The sequence below is a fragment of the Sutcliffiella cohnii genome (assembly GCF_002250055.1).
GTDB lineage: Bacteria > Bacillota > Bacilli > Bacillales > Bacillaceae_I > Sutcliffiella > Sutcliffiella cohnii.
The window spans coordinates 2,026,565-2,051,320 of the sequence record NZ_CP018866.1 but is presented as its reverse complement, the minus strand read 5'-3'; the positions used below and the strand labels follow the sequence as shown (position 1 = coordinate 2,051,320).

Sequence of the window (24,756 nt, the reverse complement as noted above, 5' to 3'; positions counted from 1 at the left end):
TAATAGTACATAATCATCTAATAGTACATAATCATAAAAAAATACAAGCATTTCTGCTTGTATTTTTTATGAATTATACTTTTTTATTGCTTTTATATATAATTTTGCTACAAATACAGGTATTTCTTTAGGAAATCCGTAATTTTCTATTATATAGAAGTTTTCCTTCTGGATCCATTCCATTTCAGTTTTTGGAATTTGTACGTAAATAATTTTATAACCGTATAAATCAATATTTTTTTGAAAGGTTAGTAAGCTAGTTCTATCAATATTATTGCTTTCCTTCATATTTATTAATATTTTATCCATCCATTTTTCATAGTACCAGTAACTTCTCTTCTCTCTATGGATATACATGGCACCTTTTGGCAGAAAGTAAGTTTTTTTAGTCTTTGATTTCGTGAAACGGTATTTTTCACCCTTCCAAAATAAGCTTATGTATGCTAATGCAATAGAAAGTACAACGCCAATCACAATATCTACCATTAGCTCTGTCATTTGAAGTGAAAACAATTCTTGAAACCTACTCGGAACGTACCGTTTAATAATTGGTATTTGTAAAACACCCACTCCTACATATAAGCTTGAAAGAAAAAATACAATAACGCCATCTACTATTCCTTTACCAAGAGTATAAGGGCTACTCTTTCGGTAAAATTGATTTTTAGAAGTTCTTAATAAAAGGGCGGCGATTAATAAAATAACCGATTCCCCAAACTGAAATCCTTTCGAAAAGCTAAATATTACGCCAATAAGTAAAATGATACTAGTAGCGTAATATGCTCTCTTTACTTGGTCATACAACGAACGTGCTAATACAAGTAATAAAATCCCTATTATAATAGAAACTTGCTGGGAGACTTGCATCACTTGCAAGGATAGAAACTGATCTGCCCATTTTAACCGATGAACGATGGCAGGTGCTACCGGAAAGACAAGGAGAAGCATTCCTACTATTAAAACGAAAACAACAGATATACGGTACGCGCTTTTTTCAAAGCTTTCTTTACTAGGAATAAATAGACCCCATCGTTTTTCCTTTTGCATAAAGTAGCCTAATATAATAGAACTAAAGATAAACGGAAGAAAGTAATATACTATTCGATACAATAAAAGTAATGCAACCGTACGTTCTTCCGTAACCCCAAAATGGGATAACCCTACTAACATGACAAAATCAAAGGCACCTAGACCTCCTGGCACCGTACTAATTACACCAACTGTTGCTGCTAATATGAATAAAAGTAGTAATATACTTATATTCATATTGATATGTAATGAATACGCTACTAGAGTAAAGAGAATTGCAGCTACTATCCATTCTAATAACGAAACGGTAATTAATTTTATTTGTGTGCGGAAATGGACCTTTTTTGTCCAAATACTTCCAATCAATAGCAGCGGTGCAAAGATACACATTAAGGAAAGGGGTATTTTTAAAACCGGATATGTCTCTAACATAAACGGTTTTTTCCACTCCGTAACTAGGACAAAATACGCTAATAAAGATAACCCAGTTAACATAAACGGAAGAATTACAGTTGCCCACTTTAATAGTTGCGATAACTTATCTACTCGCTCTCGATAAAAAAATGTACGTAATCCTACCCCAGCAAATCCACCAAAGCCAAAAAAATTTGCATATGAATTAAAAGCAAATGATTTTATAAGGTAATGTTTTGGTTTTATATTTAATTCTCTTACTATAATCACATCATAAAATATCATTGTACATACAGCTAAAATACCGAAAAGCACAAGACACAAAAAGGAGAATAAACCTATCTCCTGTATTTTATAAATGGCAAGTTCAAAGTCAATTTTTGAAAAAAGCCTTTTTGCCTCCATATAAACAAATAATAGCACTGTAATTGGAAAAAACACTTTCCAAACTTTATAAATATATGTGTTTTTTAGAACATTCATAATTTTTCTTCCTCTAAAGGTTGTTTTGTTTCAAAAGTACCATATAAAAGGAAATGTGACTATTGTTTTTTTATCTTCACTAATGCCTACCCTTAAACATATACATAATATCGGAAGGAGTGAAAGGAATGGAGCAAAAGGATAAGAAGGAGCTACAAGCTAAAAAACAAGGAGAACCTGTTATTAGAGACATATTAAAAAGTATGGACGATTTTTTTACACATTCACCTCTAAAAAATATTGTGAAACAAATGGATGAATTTTTTACAAATGCTTTGCAAGAAAATACACTATCAATAGAAACTACAGAAACAGATAATGAATTTCTTATATTTTGTAAGCTTCCTGGGGTAAAGAAAGATCAAATAACGATTGAAACATTTGATAAATATGTCACAATAACTGTAAAACATGAAGAAATTAGTGAAATGAAAAAAGACCATCACCTTTTAAATAAAAGCATTTCATACAAACATGCATCTAGAACTATTCCCGTTCCCCCATATGTAAAAACACATCAATTAAAAGCAAACTATCAAGATGGTTTACTTAAAATAATCATACCTAAAAAACAAAGAAGGAAATACGAAATTGAAGGATAAGGATGTAACGATGGTTCCCCATCATTTACATCCTTTTTTAATTCATTAGTTTTTATGATTATGTGTACCGTATTTTGGGTTTTCTTCGGGCGTTGGGTCATTTTGTATACTTGTTAACTCTTTACCCATCTCTGTTTGGTGTTTATTATATGGATATTTATTTTTTCGTTCTCGATTATCATTTTTATTAGTCATTTTCTAACCTCCTTTTTTATAATCATTATATTTTTCTTACTTTCCATTAATATTAGTATAGAAATTTTTTACTTCTTACCCTTTATTTATTATTTTCTTTTTACATAGGAACTATAAAAAATACTTACGTTAATAACGTGTAGAAAAATTTCTGTGGAGGTGGAATTCGTTGAAGAAAGAAAAAGGAAAGCGACTCTATGTGGAACCTTCTAGTTCCCCATCCATTACAATTAAAACGAACCTTGATGATAGTACAGGGATTCAAGATAATCCTTATTACACATCATCTATGAATCATGAGGAAGCTGAAAAGTTTGAAGAGTACTTTTTTGAAGATAAAAGAAAAGGTGAATATCATGAATAAACCTTTAGCTTACTTAAGAGAAGTATTAAGTAATTATACGAATGAAGGTCAACATTACCCGTCTCAGTTATTAAGTAAAATTGCAAACAATCACTATAACACGGAACGGGATTTTGTATTAGACTTATCCGAACAAGAAATACAATATTTAAATTCAATCTTACCAAATGAACTATCTAACGCGATGGAAAGCGAAGACTTCCCCCGTGTACAACAACTAAATGAAGTTTATGAACTTTTATTTTAGTTAAGGTAGAAACTCTTAAAGCGATATGCAAGAAAAGCAGCTAAGGTACAGATACTAACTTTCAATGTACAGAACCGAGAGTGGAACGGAGCGGAAGACACTTGACTCCAGCGGGATGTAGAGGGAAGGTCGAGACCCCACAGGCGAAGCCGAGGAGGCTCGACTCCACGAAAAGCGTAAGCGCATCGATCTGGCCCGTACAAACTGGAGCAGTCCGGTAGGAGATAAAGGAAACACAACGAAACGTTAGTTGAGTTGATGTTGACTTATCGTACGGACGGACTGGGAAGTTTGATAGGGCCAATGCGCTGGAGCTAGACATCTCCCCGCGGAAAGCAAGTGTCTGCAGCGAAGTGAAACGGATTAACTTAAGCCGTATAACAACATTCAATGTTGTATAAAAGATATTTTCAGAGTAGACCTAAGAAATTAAAAAATGAAGATGCAAAATCTGCATCTTCTTTACGCTTTAAATGTACTTGTAATTCCTTTAATTAAACCATTCAACTGATTAACAGTATTCATCATCTGTCCCGCAGTATCCATCATTTTTTTCATATCTAAACTTCCATCTTGCCCTTTAAATTGATTTAAAAAAGTGGAAAATTGCTTTTGTTGTTGTTGAAACTGTTGTTGCGTTTGAATCGGATACGGATTCATAAAGCCGAAAGAATTAGCTCCCCAATTTTGTTGGTCCACTTGCCCTGATTGCATAGAATATGGCCCGGCAAAAGGTGAGTCCGTATATTGTTGTCCTTGAGACTGAAATGGAAATGACATTTGATTAAACATCCCCCACCCACCACTGCTTTGCGGATTAAATGGAGTAAACATCTGTGGATTATTAGGAACATACTGATTCCAATCGTTCATCCACCCCATCTGCCGATTGTACGCATATAAATGTCTAGGTGTTCTCCTATAGTGTCCCCTAAACATTTTTACACCTCCTCAATATATCTCTATCTATATTCAACTTATGACAAATACCCAAAAAGGTGCAGTCTCCAACAACTCCAAGTTTGTCCTAATTTGTCGCAATTTAACTCCATTTTTCATCTATTTCCTATATTCTTCTCATGTTATGATAAAAGTAACATAGGAATGGGAGGGGTACGATGGTATTAGAAGACTTAAGAAAACGTTTTATGAATGGTAAGAGTTATGAACCTATGAATGTGAATGAGTTGCTCGATTATGCACGACAGCTTTATTTAAAAAATGAATTAACCATTACTCAATACCGTAAAGTCATCAAAGAACTTGAAAATAAAGGTGCCTATTTTCCGACTATTGAAGCGGAAGTTGAAATTTCTTAAATCTTCTTTCCATTATTGCCAATTTCTTATCAAAATGAAAAAGGTGTATGTCGAGAACAATAAAAGAGTATTAATCCTTTAAGGAGGTATTCTTTTGAGTAGAGGAAAAGCATACAATCATAAGAAAAAAGGACATGCATCTTTGTCTAGCGCACAACCTGCTGAGAAAAAGGTTTTTGAAAAAGTAGAATATGCAATTGAGCCAGTAGCTAGTGAAGGTGATAGACCTGTTACAGTTAAAGTTGAAAAAGAAAGATAATTTATCGTTTTCTTCGTAATACTTTGTAAAAAATGGGAAAAGACTATTTTGTCTCTTCCCATTTTTTTATAATATCTTCTAAAATGTACGTTATGGATTGGCACATATCAAAAAAACGCTTTTTGCTAGTATTTTTAAAAAAACATTGAACAGCAATTAAATTTATATTTTCTGCAGTTGCATCAATTTGATTAGCATGTATATATTTTGGACCATTTTCTATAATCCATTTTTTCGTTTCTCTCACCCATTCTTCTGTACAGGAGTGAATACGATCCGCTTCTGGTTTAACAGTTGTAAAAAAATCATATTCCTCTTCTCTTTCTCTTGTCTTCCAAAACTGTTGTTGCATTCCGTCCACATCTTTTAATAGTTGTTGTGAAAGGGCCTTTGCATTAACTAACTCTGGCATGTTTTCTCACCTCATTACAACATAATAACATAAATCTTATATTATGTTGAAAGAAGCGTCTCTCTAAATTGATAAGTCTTTCGCGATTTATTTGTCTCGTGCTTCAATACTCGTTCTATTTCATCTAATGTACAATGTAATCGACTTATTTGATCTCTCATAACTGCTTCCATTTCTTCCCTTTCTGTATCGGTAGCTGTTTTTTTTACGAATTCTATATGTTCTATATCATGTAATAACTTGTCCAATACTTTTATAGATTCTTCTTTTGAAACTAATTTTGTCATCGTACTTCCCTCCAAAATAAATGTTTATATATACATTCAACGAATAAAAATGTTCCCCTTCACACTTGACAAAACTAGAATTAATTCGGCAAAGAAAATCCTTTTTTGCGCGTTTTCCATCATTTTTCGCATCATATAAAAAATATTTAAGTACATTCTAAGTAATGGAGGTGTTAACAAATGTCAAAAACAAAAAACAATAAACAAAAAAATGGGAAACAACGTAAACAGGAAAATCCTCCTGAGCAGTTAGATAAAAAATTAGGCGGGCCTAACCGTCCAGCAGAGTAACTTAATGAAAAAAAGGCGTTCTCTCGTTGATTGGAGAACGCTTACTTTTTTTACATAAATATACTTATTATTTCATAATAACTACTTTGAAAATGACTAGTTGTTCATATTCATATTTAAACCACGGCAAATGGATTGGTTTTAGTTTTACAAATAAAGTAGCCGTCTAATTACTCCTTCTTTAATACCCAATGGTTAAGTGCAATAAGACCATGCATTTGATGCTGTTTATGAAGGAACCACTTTGTTATCTCGTTAATTTCCTCTTTTGAGATTCCTCTCCCCCACTTTTTTACTTTCTTTTCGTTTTTACATAGCCAATCTTCATCTATTAGCTTTTCGTGTTGAATGATTGGGTAACATGATCTTAAAAATGGAGTCTCCCTTGTAAAACGTGGATGAATAAATTTTTCATAATCATACCTAGAACCTGTATGTTCGTTTTTTTTTGAAAAATGATAAAAAGAGTGATAATGTTCTTCTGAAAATAAAATAGCTGCAAGGCGCTTTCCTAGATTTATCCGATTATCTATTTTCTCAAAACCATGCACAGACGATCCGTATAATTTCCCTTGTAATGTTGGGAAGATAACACAACTAAAATGTCCAAGCTCTTGTAGTTTGTAAGGAAGTGATTTAAAGACTTTTTTGTGAAATACTTTATTTTCGATAACTGGTTGTTGAATCATATTTTGTTCATTAATAATAAGTGAATACATTATTCGTTCATAATCTCTATATTCCCAAAACATATTCCATTCATATTCCATGAAAACAGATACATTAAAGGCTTTTAATAAGTGAAACATTGGCTTATTTAACTTTTTGGAAAGTTCGTAAATTAATAGTTGTGGATATGCATCTTGAAAGATGATCCAATTTGCTCTTTCAAACGTTAAAAAGAACAATCTCCTTACCTCAAGTTCTAATGCAAGTACATACCATTTATTCCATAAATCAGTCATATTCCATCCTGCATTCCTTGAGACCATACTTGCTAAAAATGCCCATTTAATTTCCTTGTTATTTTCATAAAACATTGCGTAAGCATTTGTCCTAGCCACATTATCGACATTATATTTTACTGTATTTTTTCTTATTTCAATGATAAACTTATTGTCTTGATAGGAGTATTTTTTTAAGCTACGTCTTTTTAAAATTGGTTGATATTGGGAAGAGCGTCTCTTAAACAACACTTCATCCTCCTTGGAAGAAGAAAAATAATAATAGATTTAACGGTTAGGTTTTGCTAATAGGGGGAATTTTATGAATATAAGATATCCAAGTGGTAAGGTATATAATGGAAATGGAAATAATAAAAATAAACGTAATACAAAATTAAGTTCAATACAATATGGAAATCGCGGAATGACGTTGGAAGAAGATTTAGATATTACAAATAAATTTTACTTACAAGAAAATATAGCTGTTATACATAAAAAACCTACACCTATACAAATCGTATCAGTAGATTATCCACAGCGAAGCGCAGCAGTTATTAAAGAAGCTTACTTTAAAATAGCATCTACAACTGACTATAACGGTGTTTATCGTGGGAAATATATTGACTTTGAAGCTAAAGAGACGAAAAACAAAACTTCTTTCCCACTATCTAACTTTCATGACCACCAGATTAAACATATGAGACAAGTTGTGAAACAAAATGGGATTTGTTTCGTCATATTAATGTTCACTCTTTTACAGGAGGTATACTTATTACCAGCTGAAAAGTTATTTGAATACTGGGACAGAAAAAACAACGGTGGAAGGAAATCTATAACGAGGGAAGAGATTATGGAACATGGATATGAAATTCCTATCGGTTACCAACCTCGAATTGATTACATTAAACATGTAGACGAACACTTTTGTTGATTGTCTACTTATCGAGGAGAAAGGCAGGTTATACTATGAGCGAACAATATAAATCAAGAGAACAACGTAGAAAAGCTTTAGAAGAAAAGAAAAACAAAAAAAATGGTAAAAAAAGCGCTAAAGGTTTAGTTAAAAAGACATTTTTAGCACTTGTTTTAGTAGGTCTAATCGGATTGTTAATCGGAATTGGTACTTTTGCTTATTTCGTTAAAGATACTCCTCCACTAGACGAGACGTTATTAAAAGTTCCCGTTCCATCCAAAGTAATGGATAAAAACGGTGAACTAGCTGCTGAAATTGGTGGTAATGAAGCTCGTGATTACGTAAATTATGATGATATACCCCAGCTTGTTATTGACGCATTTTTAGCGACAGAGGATGTTCGGTTCTTTGAACATAACGGTATTGACTACCGTCGTTTAGGCGGTGCAGTATTAGCGAACGTATCTAGAGGTTTTGGAGCTGAAGGTGGTAGTACCATTACACAACAGCTCGTAAAACTAAGTTTCTTAACAGAAGAGAAAAAACTTTCTCGTAAAGCGCAAGAAGCATACTTAGCTTATCAATTAGAAAGTAGATTTACTAAAGAAGAAATTTTAGAAATGTATTTAAACCGAATTTACTTCTCTAATCGCGCTTACGGAATTGCAAGGGCAGCACAAAATTATTATGGTAAAAAACTTGATGAATTAGAATTACATGAAGTGGCAACGTTAGCTGGTTTACCGCAAAGTCCTAACAACTATAATCCAGTTAAGTATCCAGAAAATGCGGAAAGACGAAGAAATATCGTTCTAACATTAATGGTTAAACACGGAAAGATTACGGAAGCGGAAGCAGATGAAGCTAGAGCAGTAGAGATCACTTCTACTTTAGTTGACGGAACTAATGCTCCCACATTCTCAAATCGTTACAACGCATTCGTAGACCAAGTTGTCGAGGAATTACAAGAAAAACTTGGTGAGAATATAGATCCAAGATCTGATGGATTGGTTATTCATACAACACTTGATACGAAGGCGCAAGAACAAGTGGAATTCTTACTTTCTGATGAAGGTCCTGTTCCTCATGTTGATAACGAAGATTATCAATCAGGAATTGCTTTAGTTGATACGAAAACTGGCCAAATACGCGCACTTGGTGGTGGTCGTAATTATGTGAAAACTGGTTATAACTACGCTACTGATACGAGAGTACAACCAGGTTCTGCAATAAAACCAATACTAGACTTCGGTCCTGCAGTAGAGTATTTAAACTGGTCAACATATCATCAAATAAAAGATGAGCCTTATACGTATTCTGATGCAAATAAAACGCCAATCCAAAACTGGGATCGTAAACATGAAGGTTGGTTGACAATGCGTCAAGCACTAGCTAGATCTCGTAATATTCCGGCATTAAAGGCGTTCCAAGAAGTAGGAAGTGAACGAGCACGAGAATTCGCTGTGAACTTAGGTATTCCATTAGAAGAAACGATACATGAATCATATTCAATCGGTGGATTTAAAACAGGTGTATCCCCCCTTCAATTAGCTGGTGCATACGCAGCCTTTGGAAATGAAGGTATTTACACCGAACCATATGCAGTATCGAAAGTACAATTTCCTGACGGTACTTCCGTTAATTTAGCAAATGAATCAAAAGTCGGAATGAAAGATTCTACTGCTTTCATGATTAGTGATGTATTAAAAACTGCAATGACCTCAGGCGGAACAGGTAGACTAGCTCAAGTTCCTGGCTTACACATTGCAGGGAAAACTGGAACAACTAACTTTGACCAAAATGATTTAGCAACATACAACGTCCCTTCCGGCGCTGCTCCTAGTACATGGTTCGCTGGTTATACACCTACGTATTCTATAGCGGTATGGAATGGTTTTTCCAAAATGGGAGAAGGTAATTTTTTACGTTCTCCAACACAAGGGTTTCAAGATCAATATTACTCAAGAATGCTATTTAAGGAGCTTTTACAGCATGTTGCTACAACAGATGAGGACAAAGTAGATTTCCGCGTTCCAAATAGTGTAGTCCGAGTTGGTGTGGAGTCTGGGACTAACCCTCCCCTTCTAGCTAGTGAATTTACACCGAAGGATAAAATTATTTACGAGTATTTTGTAAAAGGTACAGAACCAACTACCGTATCTAAAGAATTTGACAAAGTCGATAACCCGAAAAATGTCACGGCAGTTTATGAAGAAGAGGCAAATCAAATCGTCATTAATTGGGATTATAACGATGATCGCTTAGCTGATATTAGCTTTGAATTAACAGCACAAAGAGATAATGGTGATGCGCAAGTGTTAACTGTTACAAAAGACTTAACATTTACAATAGATAATCCTGAGCCTGGTTCCACTTATACTATATCTATTACTGCTATATCAGATGAGAATGAACAAAATAGAAGTGAGACTGTTACAAAATCTGTTCAAATTCCTATAATACAAGAAGAAGAGGAAGAAGAATTAGAAGAGATCATTCCAATTCCTGAGCCGCCTGTTGATGAGGAGGATGATGGTGAGGAAGATGGTAACAGACCACCAACTGAAGGAATTAACCCACCTCCACGTGATGATGAAGAAGAGGAAGACGTCGAGGAAGATGTAGAAACTGAATAATTAAAAATGAGAATGTAAAGAGCCAAAATCAAGTTGATTTTGGCTCTTTTACTTTTTCTAATTGTCTTTTCTTATAATATAACTTCTCTAATTCCGTATACAATTCAGAAAGCTGAATCCATGCGTGGTATTTTTTATAATGAGCAATAATATATTCTAATCTTTCCGAACTATTAATTGGTTGCCATTTAAAAAGACTAATGGAATCGCCAAGGACGTGAAGGTCAAGGATTACCTCATCATTTATCCAAAACAGTACTTCCGTAAAATGGGCAATAAATTTCCGCATTACGTTACTAATATATTCCCCATTTTTCTCTTTGAATAACGTTTGAACTTTTCTTTTCTCTACCTTCCATTCCTCGAACAGCTTTATTAGCCATTCACTATTAATATTTGATTGTTGTTTAGTTATATTGAAATAAAATGATGGCAAATCTATAAATAAACCGTTCCATTGTTCTGATGTCGTTATTGTGTCCCCTGTTTTATAAAAAGGTTCGCGTTGAAAAGAAGTAGGTACTGTTATATCCATTTATGCGCTTTTCCCCTTCATACGCTTCTTTCCTTCTCGACATAAATCTAATAATGGGCATTTATCACATTGTGGAGATTGTGCTTTACAATGATAGCGGCCAAAGAAAATCATACGATGATGAGTATCTGACCACTCTTCTCGTGGTACTTTTCTCATTAAAGTCTCTTCTACTTCTAGTACGTTATCTTTCCAACGACAAATGCCTAGTCGTTTACTAATTCTCTCTACATGAGTATCTACAGCAATAGCAGGTATTCCAAAAGCAACAGATACGACTACATTTGCTGTTTTTCTTCCTACACCAGGTAATTTCATTAGTTCATCTCGTTCATTTGGTACTTGTCCATTATAGTCATCTAATAATAGTTGGCATAGTTTTTGAATGTTTTTCGCTTTATTTCGATAAAGGCCAATAGAGCGTATATCATCTTGTAATTCTTCTAATGAAACTGCCAAATAGTCTTCAGGTGTTTCATATTTTTGGAATAATTCTTTCGTTACTTTATTAACTAATACATCTGTACATTGTGCAGATAATAGAACAGCAATTACTAGTTCAAAAGGGTTTTTATGAACTAATTCACAATGCGCTTCTGGAAACATGTCCTCAAAAGTATCTAAACAATGTCTAACTTGTTTTAAATTTAACATAATAATTACACCTCAAAACTACTTTAATCGAGCCAGTTATAAAAAGGGACTGTATTAGTTTGTTCCTTTTCATGTCCAACTGCCGTTTTCTTTTGTTGTAATTGGTATTTTCGAAATTTCTTACTGTACTCTTTTGCTTGATCAACCGTTTTTATACCATTCTTTTTCCACTCAAATAAAATTCGATCGATATAACGGAAATTTAGCTTTCCACTTAAAACCGCTTCTCGCAATGCTGCTTTAATAACGGAAGTATCGTGTTCATCTTGATCAATCCACAACGATAACGATTCACATTCAAATGGTGAAAGTGGCCTAGCAAACTCTTTTTCAAAAATAGTGTATAGACTTACCTCTTCCTCTTCGGTATGTTGAATTTTTTCAATTTGCTTTCTTTCCATCATGTATTGAATCATTTTTTCCCATAGCGGTTGTAACGAATATCTCTCATATTTTATATTTAACTCATCCATCTCATCTGAAATAGTTAAATATCCTTTTTTCAATAAATGACGAATGGTTTCCATGCAATCGGATGGAGAAATTGTCATTAAGTCGGCAATTTCCATTGGAGTTGGGAAAGTTTTACCACTTTCTAAAAAGGAGTGTATGTGTAATAGCAGGATAAATTCTGTTTCGTTTAATCCTAGTTTCGTATAGTTAGATAATAAAAATTTTGGAATCGATAAGTTCCCTTCTTCTAGGAACTGAATAAAATCATCTTTTATCATGTGACAAAACACCTCTACCTTAGTATAACAAATAAAGAGGAAAGCTTCTAAGGAAATATTAGTATACTAGCATTAAGTAAAAATAATGAAAACTAAGAAACGACCACTAAGCAATGTATAGTGGTCGTTTTTCCTTATATATTATGGATATAGACGATTTAACAATCTTGGGAACGGAATTGCTTCCCTAACGTGTTCAATACCACTAATCCATGCTATCGTACGTTCTAGACCTAGACCGAAGCCAGAGTGAGGTACGGAACCGTATTTACTCAATTGTAAATACCAGTCATATGCTGCTGGATCTAAATCATGCTCTTCCATACGTTGTTTCATTAACTCGTAATCGTGAATTCTTTCAGAACCTCCGATAATTTCTCCATATCCTTCAGGAGCAATTAAATCCGCACATAAGACAACATCTTCACGTTCTGGATGTGGTTGCATATAAAACGGTTTTAATGCAGTTGGATAATGAATGATGAAAACCGGTTTATCAAATGATTCTGCAATAGCCGTTTCATGAGGAGCACCAAAATCATCACCCCATTGAATATCATCGAAACCTTTCTCGTGCAATAATTTAATTGCGTCATCATATGTAATTCTAGGAAATGGAGCTTGTACTTGTTCAAGTTTTGAAGTATCTCTTCCAAGTACACCTAACTCTAATTTGCAATTTTTTAACACGGATTGTACAAGATATGAAACGTACTCTTCTTGCACCTTTAAACTTTCTTCATGTGTATAAAATGCCATTTCTGGTTCAATCATCCAAAATTCAATTAAATGACGTCGAGTTTTAGACTTTTCTGCACGGAAAGTTGGTCCGAATGAAAATACTTTACCTAACGCCATAGCTGCAGCTTCCATGTATAACTGGCCACTTTGAGATAAATAAGCATCTTCATCAAAATATTTTGTATTAAAAAGTTCAGTTGTTCCTTCTGGTGCACTTCCAGTTAAAATTGGTGGATCAACTTTTGTGAAACCATTTTGATTATAATATTCGTATGTTGCACGTATAACTTCGTTACGGATTTTCATAACAGCATGTTGTCTTTTAGAACGGAGCCATAAATGACGGTTGTCCATTAAAAATTCAGTGCCATGATTTTTTGGTGTAATTGGATAGTCAACTGCCTCATGTATTACTTCCATATTCGTAACAAGAAGCTCGTAACCTAAAGGTGAACGCTCATCGACTTTTATCATCCCTGTAACATATAAAGAAGATTCTTGTGTTATACTTTTAGCCTTTTGGAATACTTCCTCGTTAACTTCTGCTTTTACAACTACTCCTTGAATAAAACCTGTTCCGTCACGTAATTGTAAAAATGCAATTTTACCACTAGAACGTTTATTTGCAATCCATGCACCGATGGTTACTTCTTGATCTACATACTTATGTACTTCTGCAATAGTAGTTTTCACTATATATTTCCCTCCGACAAATTATTACTTTTGCGTATACAGTCTATTATACAAGTGACTTAAATTCGACGCAATGCAAGAATATACACTAAAGTATTTCCTAACTAATTGTCAATAATATTTTAAGTATTTATACTGTAAACGCGTCTAAGTTGTTAGTCCAACTAACAATCAGTGGAGATTAACCCCACTGATTGGTTAGATTTTATTTTGTTACTTTGTTCATATACTTCGCTATACGATCTACTGCATTTTCTAGCTGCACAAGTGATGTTGCATAGGATAAACGAACATAATTAGGTGCACCAAAGCCTGAACCAGGAACGAGTGCTACCTTTTCTTCATCTAATAACACTTTTACAAATGAATCCACATCTTCCAAACCAGCTAGTTTAGCTGCTTCTGATACATTTGGGAATAAGTAGAAAGCTCCTTGAGGCTTAATACAAGAAAAGCCAGGAATATTATTTAATTTTTCAAATATAACATTTAGTCTTTCCTCGAACGCTGCTCTCATTGTTTCAACATCATCTTGAGGACCAGCATAAGCAGCTATCGTAGCATATTGTGCAATCGAAGTAGGGTTTGACGTACTGTGACTTGCTAAGTTTGTCATTGCTTTTATTATTGTTTCGTTTCCTACAGCATAACCGATTCTCCAACCTGTCATGGAATGAGATTTAGATACCCCATTAATAATAATCGTTAAGTCTTTTAATTCTGGAGATAATTGTGCAATAGAAATATGTTTATTTCCATCATATAAAAGCTTTTCATAAATTTCGTCAGAAACAATTAAAACATTATGCTCTTTACAAACTTCTCCAAGTTCAACTAGTTCTTGTTCTGTATATACCATTCCAGTGGGGTTGCTTGGAGAATTAATAATAACTGCTCGTGTTTTCGCTGTTATCTTTTCTTTTAGTTGTGCTGCTGTTATTTTAAAGTTATTCTCTTCTTTTCCTTCCACATAAACTGGAACACCGTCTGCAAGTTTAACTTGTTCAGGATAACTTACCCAATACGGTGTAGGAATGATTACTTCATCACCTTCGTCTAAAATAACTTGAAATAATAAATAAAGTGCGTGTTTAGCACCTGAGCAAACGACAATTTCTGAAGGCTTATATTCAATATTGTTATCTACCTTTAATTTATTTGCAATTTCATTTTTTAAGGCTGGAAGTCCTCCAGATGGTGTATATTTCGTAAAGCCTTTATCCATTGCATCCTTTGCAGCATTTAAAATATGATCTGGTGTGTTGAAATCAGGTTCTCCTGCTCCTAAACCAATCACATCATGACCGGCATCTTTTAGAGCTTTTGCTTTAGCTGTTATTTCTAACGTTGTCGACGGAGTTAATGTCATTACTCTTTTAGCAAGTTTCATTTTAATATCCTCCTATAGCCATATCCTAAAAATGTTTCCCCAATATTAAAAGGTAATTCTTTGAAAAAATTCTCCTTTTTCAAATGTTATATAATATAAATTATAACGATTTGCTGCATCAGTGAATTTTATTTCCCATAGTGGTAAATTATTTTCCATAGCGAGTGAAATGGAATGAATTTTTTGCGGATTTCTATCTGTTTGCAAATAATTTAACACTTCTTCTCGTGGAATGCCGTCAGAGGAATTTTTAGTTTCTACTATTTTTTCTTCTTCATCAATCCAAATAACTATTGTTTCATCAGAAGCTGTTAATCCTTGCACAATCATATAAAAGGTAGTTCCCCTATAAATATCAATTTGCTCCACTTTTGTTATGTCACTTAATTCATATGCTAACTGCGTTGCCCTGCGTTCATCTTGTTTTAATGAAGAAGTTGCAGATTGATACGTAGAGATTGATTGCCATAAAACAATGCCAATGCCTATTACTAAAATTGAAATAATCCATTTTTTCATGTAGTTATCACTCTTTATGTACGATAAATGGTAAAGATAGCTTTATCTTTTTCATTTTTATCTAATGCAAGACCAAACATTAGGTTTTCTCTCTTCAGCGTTCTATTTAAGGCATCTACAATCTTATATAGATCATTAGAATTCTCTACTTTAACTGAGGAGAGAACTTCAATTTTACTTTCCATTAAAAAATCCCCTGCCTTTAAAAGCAATTTTTGTTATTCATAAGAGTAGCTCTTCTCGGCAAAAATAACATTACTGAAACATCAATAGCAACCCAAAATCATTATACCGCTAACATTCCATTTCGTACAACAGTTTATAGCCCAATCAAAATCTTTCCTAACCCCACACCTTTTACGGCTCACTCAAAAGAGAGGGCCTTTCTTTTATATCGGTTGATTACAAGCAAAAGGGTTCATTAACGACTTTTAGATAACATATTGGTACTTCTTATAGGTATTGTAAACACTTGATAATTAGTTTTTGTAAGTTTAACGGTAACATTACCAACTTGTTTTGTTTGATAAATGTCAATCCATGTGTCTTGCAAACGTTCTAATACTCCTGTATCTGGACTTGTCGAACCCTTTTTAAAAATGATTGCAACTTGGGGATCTGTTTCTTTTAAAAACTTCCCATGCGTGCCTTGTTCGCTACCAAAATCTCCAACCTTTAAGACATGTACATTTTTTAATGCATATTTTTTTAAAAGTTGTTGTTCTATTTCTTTATTTGCTGATGTCATGTACAGTAGGTCATTTCTACCAAATTGAAGTAGTAAGTCCATTCCTATATGGTCGCTTATACTATCTGTTAATACAGAAACGGTTACTCCATTAAAAAGCTCCATTTTTTCTTCTTTTTTCCAAAACTGTACTGGTAAAGTCGTATCGTTCCAAGTTCGTTCTAAGCTACTCGGTAAAATAATACTTCCTATCTCAATATTTGTGAATAACCAGCTTGTATTGCCGATATACTCATCTCGGTCACTCGTAATGATAAGAAGATCAATACTTTTCACATTATACGTATCGAGATAATGTTCTAGTTCTTCTTCTGATTTTGCCCCACCTGTGTTTATTAAAATAGAGTTACCTTCACTATCTAATATTAACGTACTTTCTCCATCGACCAAATCAAAAAAAGTAAAAGCAATTTCATCCTCTGATAGCTTTAAATTGATCTTTTCTATGCCAGTTGGTTCATCGTTAATAAGTGAGAAGAAAAGTACACTCACCATCATCCACTTCCACATTCATACTCACCCGTTCTTGAAAAGTCTATCTTTTAATCCGTTGTAGAGTTGAATAAAATGGTTCTTTCCATATGTTCCAATTCGGAAGAGATTTAATAAAGGAATCACCATATTTTTTATGAGCAATTCTCGCATCTAATATAATACAATCTTGCTTTATTTGTTGATGTATAAACGCTTGAATAATGTATTTAAAACGTAATATTGAAAGTGGTAAAGATACTTCTTTAAATGAATTTCCGTCCTGAGCCTCCACATTTTTTATTTTCGCTGCTATAAGAGGTTCATCTAAAGAATGAAATGGAAGCCTCGCTATTACTAACGTCCCTAATTCTTCGTTTTCCATCGAAACTTCTTCAAAGAAGCGATGGCTAACGAGAACGATAACATGTTCAAAATTCAACATGTTTTTCAATATTTTTTGTTTGCTACCACCAATATTACTCTGGCTTATTATGACATACTTTTCTGCTACTGATAAATCTTTAAGTTGCTCGTAAACTTTAACAATCATCTCAACTGATGAAAATGAAGCGATAATTTTCCCACCCTTACTCCCTGTAATTTCTTTTAATTGAAGAGCAATATTTTCAATGAATTCCTCTTCTTTAACTTCCGATATTAAAGGAGTATCTGTTGGAATATGAATAGTAACTTTACTTTTTTCTTCATTTAACATGGAATAAGTGGAAGGATAAAAGTCAGATAATCCTAACTCATTAATGATAAATTGGTAATCGTCTTCCGCTTGTAGAGATTGATCTAGTAAAAGAACACTACTCTTCTTTTGAAACAACTGTACTGCAAGTTTTTCCGATATATCTATTGGCATTCTTCTTATAGAGATTGCATTTTTGGCACCTTTAATATCTGCTTCTAACCATGTTTGGCTCTTATCGTCTTGTTCAAAAACAACTACCTTTAAATCTTTCTGATATTGAACTAGCTCTGTAATTGTTGTTTCATGTTCTTCACTTGCTCTTTCTAATTGGAGAATAAGTTCCGTTATCTTTAAGAGAAGACGATTAACAGCCTCCTGAATTGCGCCCCACCCAGGAGCGGTAGCTAAATCCGCTGGAACTGTGTACGTCGAACGAGTTGAACCACTTTTACCTTTCATTAGGCAATAGTCTCTCATTAATGTAAAAGCTTCATTTAGTTCTTCTTTTGTACTCTCCACTAAGCTATTTTGCTCTAATCTTGATAGGATAAAATGTAAATTCAAATAACTTATATTTATACCGTAATATTTCCTAACGTTTTTAATAAATGAATTTGTTTCGTCAATTACGACATATTCACATTCGAGTAATAATTCCTCTTCTGATTGCAAGCTTTCTATAAAATAAAAATGATCCGTAATAATGATATCTGATTCCGTCATTTTTTTTACAGCCTGCTGAAAATAACAAATCGGTGCTTTACTGTATATTGACTGTTCCCACCGGCAATTTATTGTATCCCATAGTAACCTTCCACCAGATGTTAAAGATAATTCTTCAACGTCACCTGTTTCTGTTTCCGTTAGCCATACTAGTATTTGGGCTTTTGTTAATATAGTATCGTAATTATTATCTTTTGCGTGTAACGAACGTACAAATCGATCAATGTTTAAATAATTACTTTTATCTTTTATGATTGTTGCTAGTAAACGATTATCTTGTTGAAGTAGTAGATGAATATTAGCTTGTATTTGTGGTGTGTTGGCTGTTATAAGTACTTTTTTCTTGTGTTTCTTTACGAAAGACGTAATACCTGCTATATATTTTTGTTTCCACTCTATTGTTTTTGGTATTTCTAAAAGTGCATGTTCTCGATTATGTAATAACATTTCAACTTTGCTTGTAATTTCAGCTTCATTTTTTTCAAGATGCTCATCACTTGAAACAATAGCTTCATCAATTCTTTGTTCTATCTTCTTTAATGCAACTGATTCATAAATGAAAAATAGTTCTTCTGATGGTTCTGAACCATTTTGTTTTTTAAATACATAATATACATCACTTTTTAATAATTTACATAGCTTTCTTATCTTTTTCACCGTTTTCACAGGTAACTTTTCTATTTTTTTTAGTAATTCTAAAAAAATAAATGCCGTTACCTCAGCGTCACTATCTGCTCTATGTGGATTGTCATGAGTAAATGAATAAAAGGTTGCTAAATCTGTTAATTTATAACTACTTTGAGTAGGTAAAAGAATTCTTGACAGCTCTACCGTATCAATTGCTTTCCCTTTAAATGGCTCAAATCCATTCTCTTTTAATTCATATTGTAGAAAGGATAAATCAAATGGGACATTATGGGCAACTAAACTAGCTCCCTCTAACATATCTATAAGCATCGGCGCAATTTGTGAAAATGTTGGCGCATTTTTTACAAGTTCATTTGAAATTCCAGTTAAATGTTCAATAAAAGGGGAAATAGAACAACCAGGGTTAACAAAACTTGCAAATCGTTCTGTAATCTCTCCATTTTCTACAAGGACGGCTCCTACTTGTATTATTTTTTCATTTTTTTTCGGCGAATTCCCTGTTGTTTCCAGGTCTAGCACGACATACCGATGATTCATTGAAAGAACACCTCAAAATCCTAATCTCTATCCTTGTTCGTATTTCCTAAAAGTAACATTTATAGTTTTCCCATCACTTTAGAGAAAAAACCGTACTGAACAACTATTACTACTAGTTTAAAGGTTAAGAAGAAATATTTCTATAACGAAAAATATTTTCTTTTATTCTTAAATAATATTTTTGGCAAATCAGTATAAAAGCGGATGCGGCAAACTAAATCCAATCAACCTGGATTATTTCTGCAGGAGGAATTCAAAATAAAGAGCTCCTAATCTCTTTAAAGAATTAGAAGCTCTTCCAGCATTTATTTATCTAACATTTTGAATTGTGCTTTTACTAAGTTAAAATATATACCTTTATGTTGCATTAATTGTTCATGATTTCCTTGTTCCATAATATTTCCATGATCTAATACAATAATATTGTCTGACTCCCGAATCGTTGATAGTCGATGGGCTATTATAATGGCAGTTCTACCTTTTAATAATTCACGTAGTGCTGCTTGAATTTGTACTTCTGTCTCCGTATCAATACTTGCCGTTGCCTCGTCTAATATAATGATTCGCGGGTCTGCAAGTAAGGCACGCGCAAAGGAAATTAATTGGCGTTCTCCAACTGAAAGAACATTCCCTCTCTCTTCTACTTCTGTATCGTACCCGTTCTTTAATTTAGAAATAAACGTATCCGCGCCAACAGCCTCTGCTGCTGAAATCGCCTCTTCCCTAGATGCATTTGGTCTTCCGAAAAGAATATTATCCATTATTGTTCCAGAGAAGATGAACGTGTCTTGTAGTACGACACTTATTTGTGATCGTAAGCTAGTAACAGATACGTCTCGAATATTATAACCGTCAATTTTAACGACACCATCTGTTGCATCATAGAAACGACTTATTAAATTCGCAATCGTTGTTTTCCCTGAGCCAGTATGACCAACTAAAGCTACTGTTTGCCCCGCTTCCATTTTTAGAGAAATACCGTTTAATGCTTTTCTTTTTTCGTCATAAGAAAATTCAACATTATCAAATTCGATCTCTCCACGAATGTTTTCTAAGTGAACAGCGTCTTCTTTCTCATCTACTATTGGCTTTTCATCAAGGAATTCAAATATACGTTCGGAAGAAGCCATACCAACTAATAATTGATTATACACTTGACCTAGGCGGGAAATTGGTTCCCAAAACATTCCTAAATAAAACGCAAACGATACGAATACACCGACCGTTAATCCACTCGTAGGTGATTGGATTAAATACGCTCCTAGCCATATTAATATGACAGTTCCTACAGCATTTGTCATTTCTACAAAAGGACGAAAAATGGCATTTTGCTTTGTCGCATTTTTCCATGATAAAAAATTCTCCGTGTTTATTCCATCAAAGAAAGACATATTTTCTTTTTCTTGCGTAAACGATTGAGTAACACGTATCCCTTGAATACTTTCATTAAGATGTGAATTTAATTTTGCTTGTTTAATACGAACATCTTGCCATGCTCTTCTAATTTTTCTTCTTAAACTTGTTGAAATGAAGAACATGATCGGTAAAATGATTAAGATCGCTGCCGCTAACTCTGGACTTAAGGCAAACAATATGACCACTATCCCTATTAATAATACAAAATCCATTAATAGATTAATAACACCGTTCGTAAACAATTCTTGTAATGAGTTAATATCATTCATAATTCTAACTAAAATAGAACCAGCTGATCTTTGGTCAAAAAAGCGATGAGATAAGCCTTGAACATGCGTAAATAAGTGTTTACGTATGTCGTATATAACATTTTGGCCTAACATATTCATCCACCTTATTCTTAATACGTTCGCTACGTAGGATAATGCATATAACCCTGCAATAATCGCTACTAAAATGATGATAAGGTCAACATCCTTATTAGCAATGGCATGGTCCATTAAATAAACCCCGATAACAATTGGAACAATCAATCTTACAGCTGTAGAAATTAACATCGTAATAATCGCTAGCGGCAATAAGTTTTTTGCATATGGTGTCATATAAGAAAATAATCTTAACATTTGCTTCCAGTTAAATGGCTTTTCAATTGCTTGATCTGTTGAATAAAAGAACCGCTTTTTTACGTTATCATTCATTTCAATTTTTCTTGTTTCAGTACTCACAACATTTCACCTGCCTCACGATTTACCCTATTTGAGCTTCTAATATTACTTTTTGATCTTTATATTGAATATCATATATTCGTTTGTACGGACCACTTTTTTCAATTAATTGTTCATGTGTCCCTCTCTCTACAACTCTTCCTTCTTCTAATACTAAAATTTCATCAGCATGTTTAAGCGAAGAAATACGATGAGCAATAATGAAGGTCGTTCTTCCATGTAGAGCTGATTTTAATTCCTGTTGAATTTTTGCTTCTGTTTGCATATCTACAGCACTTGTTGCATCATCAAGAACTAGAATACTAGGGTTTAATATTAGGGATCTAGCAATTGCAATCCTTTGCTTCTGACCACCAGATAAACCCATTCCTCTTTCGCCAAGAAGTGTATCGTACCCGTCAGGTAACTCCATAATAAATTCATGTGCTTGAGCCATTTTTGCCGCTTTTACAATCTCATCCATAGTAGCATCTGGTCGACCGTAAGCGATATTGGACTTTATCGTTGAAGAGAACAAGAATGATTCCTGTGGTACAAAGCCTATTTGATTGCGAAGAGAATGCAATGTATAATCTCTCACTTCTCTACCATCAACAGTAATAACTCCTGTTTGCGGCTCATAAAAACGGGTAATTAATTGTGTAATACTTGTTTTTCCAGAGCCAGTTTCACCGATTAAGCCGATTAATTTTCCTGGTGGTGCATCAAAACTAATACTTTCTAAGGCATATTTATCTTCATTTGGATATTTGAAAGTAACATCTTTAAATGTAACATGCCCTTGCATATCCTTAATTTCTATTGCATCAGGTAAATCTGTTATATCTTCATCAGCCTCTAATATTTCTAACAAACGTTCTCCAGACGCTTTTGCCTGTGAAAACTGGTTAATAACAAACCCTAAGTTCGCAATTGGCCACACGATATACCAAACTAAGCTGAAAAACGCAACGAGAGCACCTGGATTTAGTTGTTCTGTAATTACTAAATAACCTCCAAAGCCAAGTAAACCTACTACACATGCATTCCCGATAAATTCCATTAGCGGGAAGTATTTAGCCCATACATTTGAAGTTGTTAAATATTTTTCCCGATAATCACCATTTGAATTGTTGAACTTATTTATTTGATACCCTTCTCTTGATAGTGATTTTACGGTATTAATCCCACTAATATTTTCTTGTACATTTGTATTCAGCTTACCGAAAGATTTCCGTATTCCTCGAAAGGCTGGATGCACTTCTTTATCAAATCGATAGGTGACAAATGCTAAAAATGGCATTGCTGCTAATGTTACTAGTGTTAATGGTATAGAATAATAAAACATAACAGATAAACTTAATCCAACGATTAATACAAATCGGATTAATTCTGCAAACCCGAAAGATAAGAAAAAGCGAAACCCTTCCACATCTGCTGTTAAACGTGACATTAAGTCTCCAGTTTTTGCATTATCGTAATATCTGAAAGGCAAATATTGTAGTTTCTTATACAATTCATTTCTTAATCGATAAACAGATGTAATTCCAAAAAGATCCGCTAAATATTGGTTGAAAAATGTGAATAACCCTTTTAAAGCCATAATAAAAATAAAACCGATAGCTAAATAAGGTACGAAGTGATATTTAGAGTTATAAATAACTTCGTCAATGGTAATTTGTAAAATAATTGGATAAACAACTGTAATTGCTGTTACTAAAATTAAAAATATTAATGATATATAGAATTGTTTTCTATAAGGCCAATAAAATTCTTTTAGCTTTTTAAATGTTTCCATTTTTGTCCCTCCCTTTGCTCCATTTGGAAACGTTGAAATTTAAATAATAGCTTCTATCCTATGGACAGAACTCCCATGTCGTCATTTTTTCACTACCCCTTTTCACTAGCATAGTAATAAATATATCGAGTTTCGAAATATATTTCCACCCTTTTTTTAAAAAATTTAAATATTTTATATTTTTATTATAGACATATGTGAAATATGGCACAGCGGATAGAAGACTGATTTCCTCTCCAACTTTTGTCGTAGTTAATTAATTTTGAATACCAGTAAAATCCAATGATTTATTAAAGCCATAGCTTTCTATGTAAACTAAGCTGATGAATACTTGAATACTGTTTTGTTTTAACGCTCTAAATAAGGGGAATATATGAAATATCGACATTTTCTTCTAAATCTTGACTGTTGGAGTTTTTTCAGTAAATAAGATATAATGAGAAACTTATTATTTGTATTGGAAAGGAGTATGTTATGTTTGATTTAACGAATTACAATTTATGGGCTATTTTAGCTGTGGTAGGTACCGTTATTTTAAAACTTGTCATAATATTAATTGCGTACGGGATCGTAAAGTCGCTCGGTACAAAATTAATAAAATCTTTATTTGAACGAGCAGAAGAACGACAAAACTTGACACGTGGTCGGTCCAAAACGTTAGAAAAATTAGTAATAAATATTTTTACATACACGTTAATGTTCTTTCTGTTTATTTTAGTATTAGAAAATGTATTTAAAGTAGAAGCAACTCCCATTTTAGCGGGTGCAGGTATTGTTGGACTTGCTATCGGTTTTGGTGCACAAGGATTAGTAAGTGACGTTGTAACTGGATTTTTCCTTCTTCTTGAAAAGCAAGTAGATGTCGATGACTATGTTACTACTGCAGGATTTTCGGGAATTGTAGAAGACGTAGGTTTAAGAACGACGAAGATTCGTGATTTTGATGGTACCCTACATTACATTCCAAACCGCGAAATATCAAGTTTAAGTAACCATTCTCGTGGAAATATGCGAGCACTAGTGGATATAAGCATTTCATATGACGATAATATCGATAAAGCGATGATGGTATTACAAAAAGTTTGTGATCGTTTTGCTCAAGAGGAAGAGGCAATTAAGGAAGGTCCGAATGTCGTTGGTGTTCAAAGTCTAGGGGATTCTGACGTTGTGATTCGAATAGTAGCAAAAACGGAAAATATGGAGCAATGGGCGGTTGAACGAAAACTTAGGAAAGCTATGAAAGAAGCATTAGATGCTAATGGGATTGAAATTCCTTTCCCGCATCAAGTTTATATTGAAAAGAAAGCATAAGAAAAAAGTGCCTATCTCATTAGGCACTTTTTTTGTCTTTGT

General features: G+C 33.5%; 25 protein-coding genes. 8 read left to right on the top strand and 17 right to left on the bottom strand.

The genetic code is table 11. The annotated features are described in order from the left end of the window. Window positions 1–66 precede the first annotated feature (66 nt). Window positions 67–1,926, bottom strand: a complete 1,860-nt coding sequence (locus BC6307_RS10125) for a flippase-like domain-containing protein (protein WP_066418855.1) — start codon at window positions 1,924–1,926, stop codon at window positions 67–69. Window positions 1,927–2,054: 128 nt separating this feature from the next. On the opposite strand from BC6307_RS10125, the gene BC6307_RS10120 reads away from it, so the two are divergent. Beyond that, the gene (locus tag BC6307_RS10120; protein WP_066418853.1) at window positions 2,055–2,528 is read left to right on the top strand and encodes an Hsp20/alpha crystallin family protein; all 474 of its coding nucleotides are present in this window, start codon (window positions 2,055–2,057) and stop codon (window positions 2,526–2,528) included. A gap of 45 nt (window positions 2,529–2,573) precedes the next feature. On the opposite strand, the gene BC6307_RS25045 is transcribed toward BC6307_RS10120, so the two are convergent. After that, on the bottom strand, window positions 2,574–2,723 hold the full coding sequence (locus BC6307_RS25045; RefSeq protein ID WP_169714879.1) for a hypothetical protein: 150 nt from the start codon (window positions 2,721–2,723) through the stop codon (window positions 2,574–2,576). 169 nt (window positions 2,724–2,892) lie between these two features. On the opposite strand from BC6307_RS25045, the gene BC6307_RS10115 reads away from it, so the two are divergent. Together BC6307_RS10115 and BC6307_RS10110 are read left to right on the top strand one after the other, a co-directional pair. Beyond that, on the top strand, window positions 2,893–3,087 hold the full coding sequence (locus BC6307_RS10115) for a hypothetical protein (RefSeq protein ID WP_066418851.1): 195 nt from the start codon (window positions 2,893–2,895) through the stop codon (window positions 3,085–3,087). Beyond that, window positions 3,080–3,334, top strand: a complete 255-nt coding sequence (locus tag BC6307_RS10110) for a hypothetical protein (RefSeq protein WP_066418847.1) — start codon at window positions 3,080–3,082, stop codon at window positions 3,332–3,334. The genes BC6307_RS10115 and BC6307_RS10110 overlap by 8 nt, the downstream gene beginning before the upstream one ends. Before the next feature lie 462 nt (window positions 3,335–3,796). Here BC6307_RS10110 and BC6307_RS10105 read toward each other — a convergent pair whose 3' ends face one another. Then, window positions 3,797–4,273: a YppG family protein gene (locus tag BC6307_RS10105; protein ID WP_066413740.1), complete on the bottom strand. Its 477-nt coding sequence runs from the start codon at window positions 4,271–4,273 to the stop codon at window positions 3,797–3,799. Between the two features lie 179 nt (window positions 4,274–4,452). On the opposite strand from BC6307_RS10105, the gene yppF reads away from it, so the two are divergent. Then, window positions 4,453–4,653, top strand: a complete 201-nt coding sequence (gene yppF, locus BC6307_RS10100) for a YppF family protein (protein WP_066413737.1) — start codon at window positions 4,453–4,455, stop codon at window positions 4,651–4,653. Between the two features lie 94 nt (window positions 4,654–4,747). After that, complete coding sequence (locus BC6307_RS24775) at window positions 4,748–4,912, top strand: hypothetical protein (protein WP_157076609.1); 165 nt, start codon at window positions 4,748–4,750, stop codon at window positions 4,910–4,912. A gap of 43 nt (window positions 4,913–4,955) precedes the next feature. On the opposite strand, the gene BC6307_RS10095 is transcribed toward BC6307_RS24775, so the two are convergent. The 3 genes from BC6307_RS10095 to BC6307_RS10085 form a co-directional block, all read right to left on the bottom strand. Continuing rightward, complete coding sequence (locus tag BC6307_RS10095) at window positions 4,956–5,324, bottom strand: YppE family protein (RefSeq protein WP_066413733.1); 369 nt, start codon at window positions 5,322–5,324, stop codon at window positions 4,956–4,958. Window positions 5,325–5,365: 41 nt separating this feature from the next. Further along, window positions 5,366–5,611, bottom strand: coding sequence for a hypothetical protein (locus BC6307_RS10090; protein ID WP_066413729.1), 246 nt, complete (start codon window positions 5,609–5,611; stop codon window positions 5,366–5,368). A 461-nt stretch (window positions 5,612–6,072) separates the two neighbouring features. Further along, window positions 6,073–7,095 (bottom strand): DUF2515 family protein, encoded by a 1,023-nt coding sequence (locus BC6307_RS10085; protein ID WP_084380286.1) that lies wholly within the window; start codon window positions 7,093–7,095, stop codon window positions 6,073–6,075. Window positions 7,096–7,168: 73 nt separating this feature from the next. Here BC6307_RS10085 and recU point away from each other — a divergent pair, with 73 nt between their 5' ends. Together recU and BC6307_RS10075 are read left to right on the top strand one after the other, a co-directional pair. Next, window positions 7,169–7,777 carry a Holliday junction resolvase RecU gene (gene recU / locus BC6307_RS10080; RefSeq protein ID WP_066413726.1) on the top strand — a complete coding sequence of 203 codons (609 nt, stop codon included), beginning with the start codon at window positions 7,169–7,171 and terminating at the stop codon, window positions 7,775–7,777. A 35-nt stretch (window positions 7,778–7,812) separates the two neighbouring features. Continuing rightward, on the top strand, window positions 7,813–10,395 hold the full coding sequence (locus BC6307_RS10075) for a PBP1A family penicillin-binding protein (RefSeq protein ID WP_066413724.1): 2,583 nt from the start codon (window positions 7,813–7,815) through the stop codon (window positions 10,393–10,395). A 28-nt stretch (window positions 10,396–10,423) separates the two neighbouring features. Here the strand turns inward: BC6307_RS10075 and BC6307_RS10070 are convergent, their stop codons facing one another. The 11 genes from BC6307_RS10070 to BC6307_RS10020 all read right to left on the bottom strand — a co-directional run bounded on the left by BC6307_RS10070 (window position 10,424) and on the right by BC6307_RS10020 (window position 23,403). Further along, a complete protein-coding gene (locus tag BC6307_RS10070) occupies window positions 10,424–10,930 on the bottom strand; it encodes a YpoC family protein (protein WP_066413721.1) in 507 nt (168 codons plus the stop codon). Then, on the bottom strand, window positions 10,931–11,584 hold the full coding sequence (gene nth / locus BC6307_RS10065) for an endonuclease III (protein ID WP_066413718.1): 654 nt from the start codon (window positions 11,582–11,584) through the stop codon (window positions 10,931–10,933). A 23-nt stretch (window positions 11,585–11,607) separates the two neighbouring features. Beyond that, the gene (locus tag BC6307_RS10060; protein WP_066413716.1) at window positions 11,608–12,315 is read right to left on the bottom strand and encodes a DnaD domain-containing protein; all 708 of its coding nucleotides are present in this window, start codon (window positions 12,313–12,315) and stop codon (window positions 11,608–11,610) included. Between the two features lie 141 nt (window positions 12,316–12,456). Continuing rightward, window positions 12,457–13,752: an asparagine--tRNA ligase gene (asnS, locus tag BC6307_RS10055; RefSeq protein WP_213083730.1), complete on the bottom strand. Its 1,296-nt coding sequence runs from the start codon at window positions 13,750–13,752 to the stop codon at window positions 12,457–12,459. A gap of 202 nt (window positions 13,753–13,954) precedes the next feature. Continuing rightward, entirely contained in the window at window positions 13,955–15,139 is a 1,185-nt protein-coding gene (locus BC6307_RS10050) for a pyridoxal phosphate-dependent aminotransferase (RefSeq protein ID WP_066413711.1), read from the bottom strand. A gap of 45 nt (window positions 15,140–15,184) precedes the next feature. After that, the gene (locus BC6307_RS10045) at window positions 15,185–15,658 is read right to left on the bottom strand and encodes a cell wall elongation regulator TseB-like domain-containing protein (RefSeq protein ID WP_066413708.1); all 474 of its coding nucleotides are present in this window, start codon (window positions 15,656–15,658) and stop codon (window positions 15,185–15,187) included. A gap of 14 nt (window positions 15,659–15,672) precedes the next feature. Further along, window positions 15,673–15,843, bottom strand: coding sequence for a YpmA family protein (locus tag BC6307_RS10040; RefSeq protein WP_084380284.1), 171 nt, complete (start codon window positions 15,841–15,843; stop codon window positions 15,673–15,675). Window positions 15,844–16,079: 236 nt separating this feature from the next. Continuing rightward, entirely contained in the window at window positions 16,080–16,916 is an 837-nt protein-coding gene (locus BC6307_RS10035; RefSeq protein WP_157076608.1) for a ComEC/Rec2 family competence protein, read from the bottom strand. Between the two features lie 25 nt (window positions 16,917–16,941). Next, on the bottom strand, window positions 16,942–19,485 hold the full coding sequence (locus tag BC6307_RS10030; protein ID WP_066413703.1) for an exonuclease domain-containing protein: 2,544 nt from the start codon (window positions 19,483–19,485) through the stop codon (window positions 16,942–16,944). Window positions 19,486–19,790: 305 nt separating this feature from the next. Then, window positions 19,791–21,599 (bottom strand): ABC transporter ATP-binding protein, encoded by a 1,809-nt coding sequence (locus tag BC6307_RS10025; RefSeq protein ID WP_066413757.1) that lies wholly within the window; start codon window positions 21,597–21,599, stop codon window positions 19,791–19,793. A gap of 49 nt (window positions 21,600–21,648) precedes the next feature. Next, complete coding sequence (locus BC6307_RS10020) at window positions 21,649–23,403, bottom strand: ABC transporter ATP-binding protein (RefSeq protein ID WP_066413701.1); 1,755 nt, start codon at window positions 23,401–23,403, stop codon at window positions 21,649–21,651. A gap of 474 nt (window positions 23,404–23,877) precedes the next feature. Between BC6307_RS10020 and BC6307_RS10015 the strand changes: the two genes are divergently transcribed. Further along, window positions 23,878–24,714: a mechanosensitive ion channel family protein gene (locus tag BC6307_RS10015; RefSeq protein ID WP_066413699.1), complete on the top strand. Its 837-nt coding sequence runs from the start codon at window positions 23,878–23,880 to the stop codon at window positions 24,712–24,714. The last annotated feature ends 42 nt before the right edge of the window (window positions 24,715–24,756 follow it).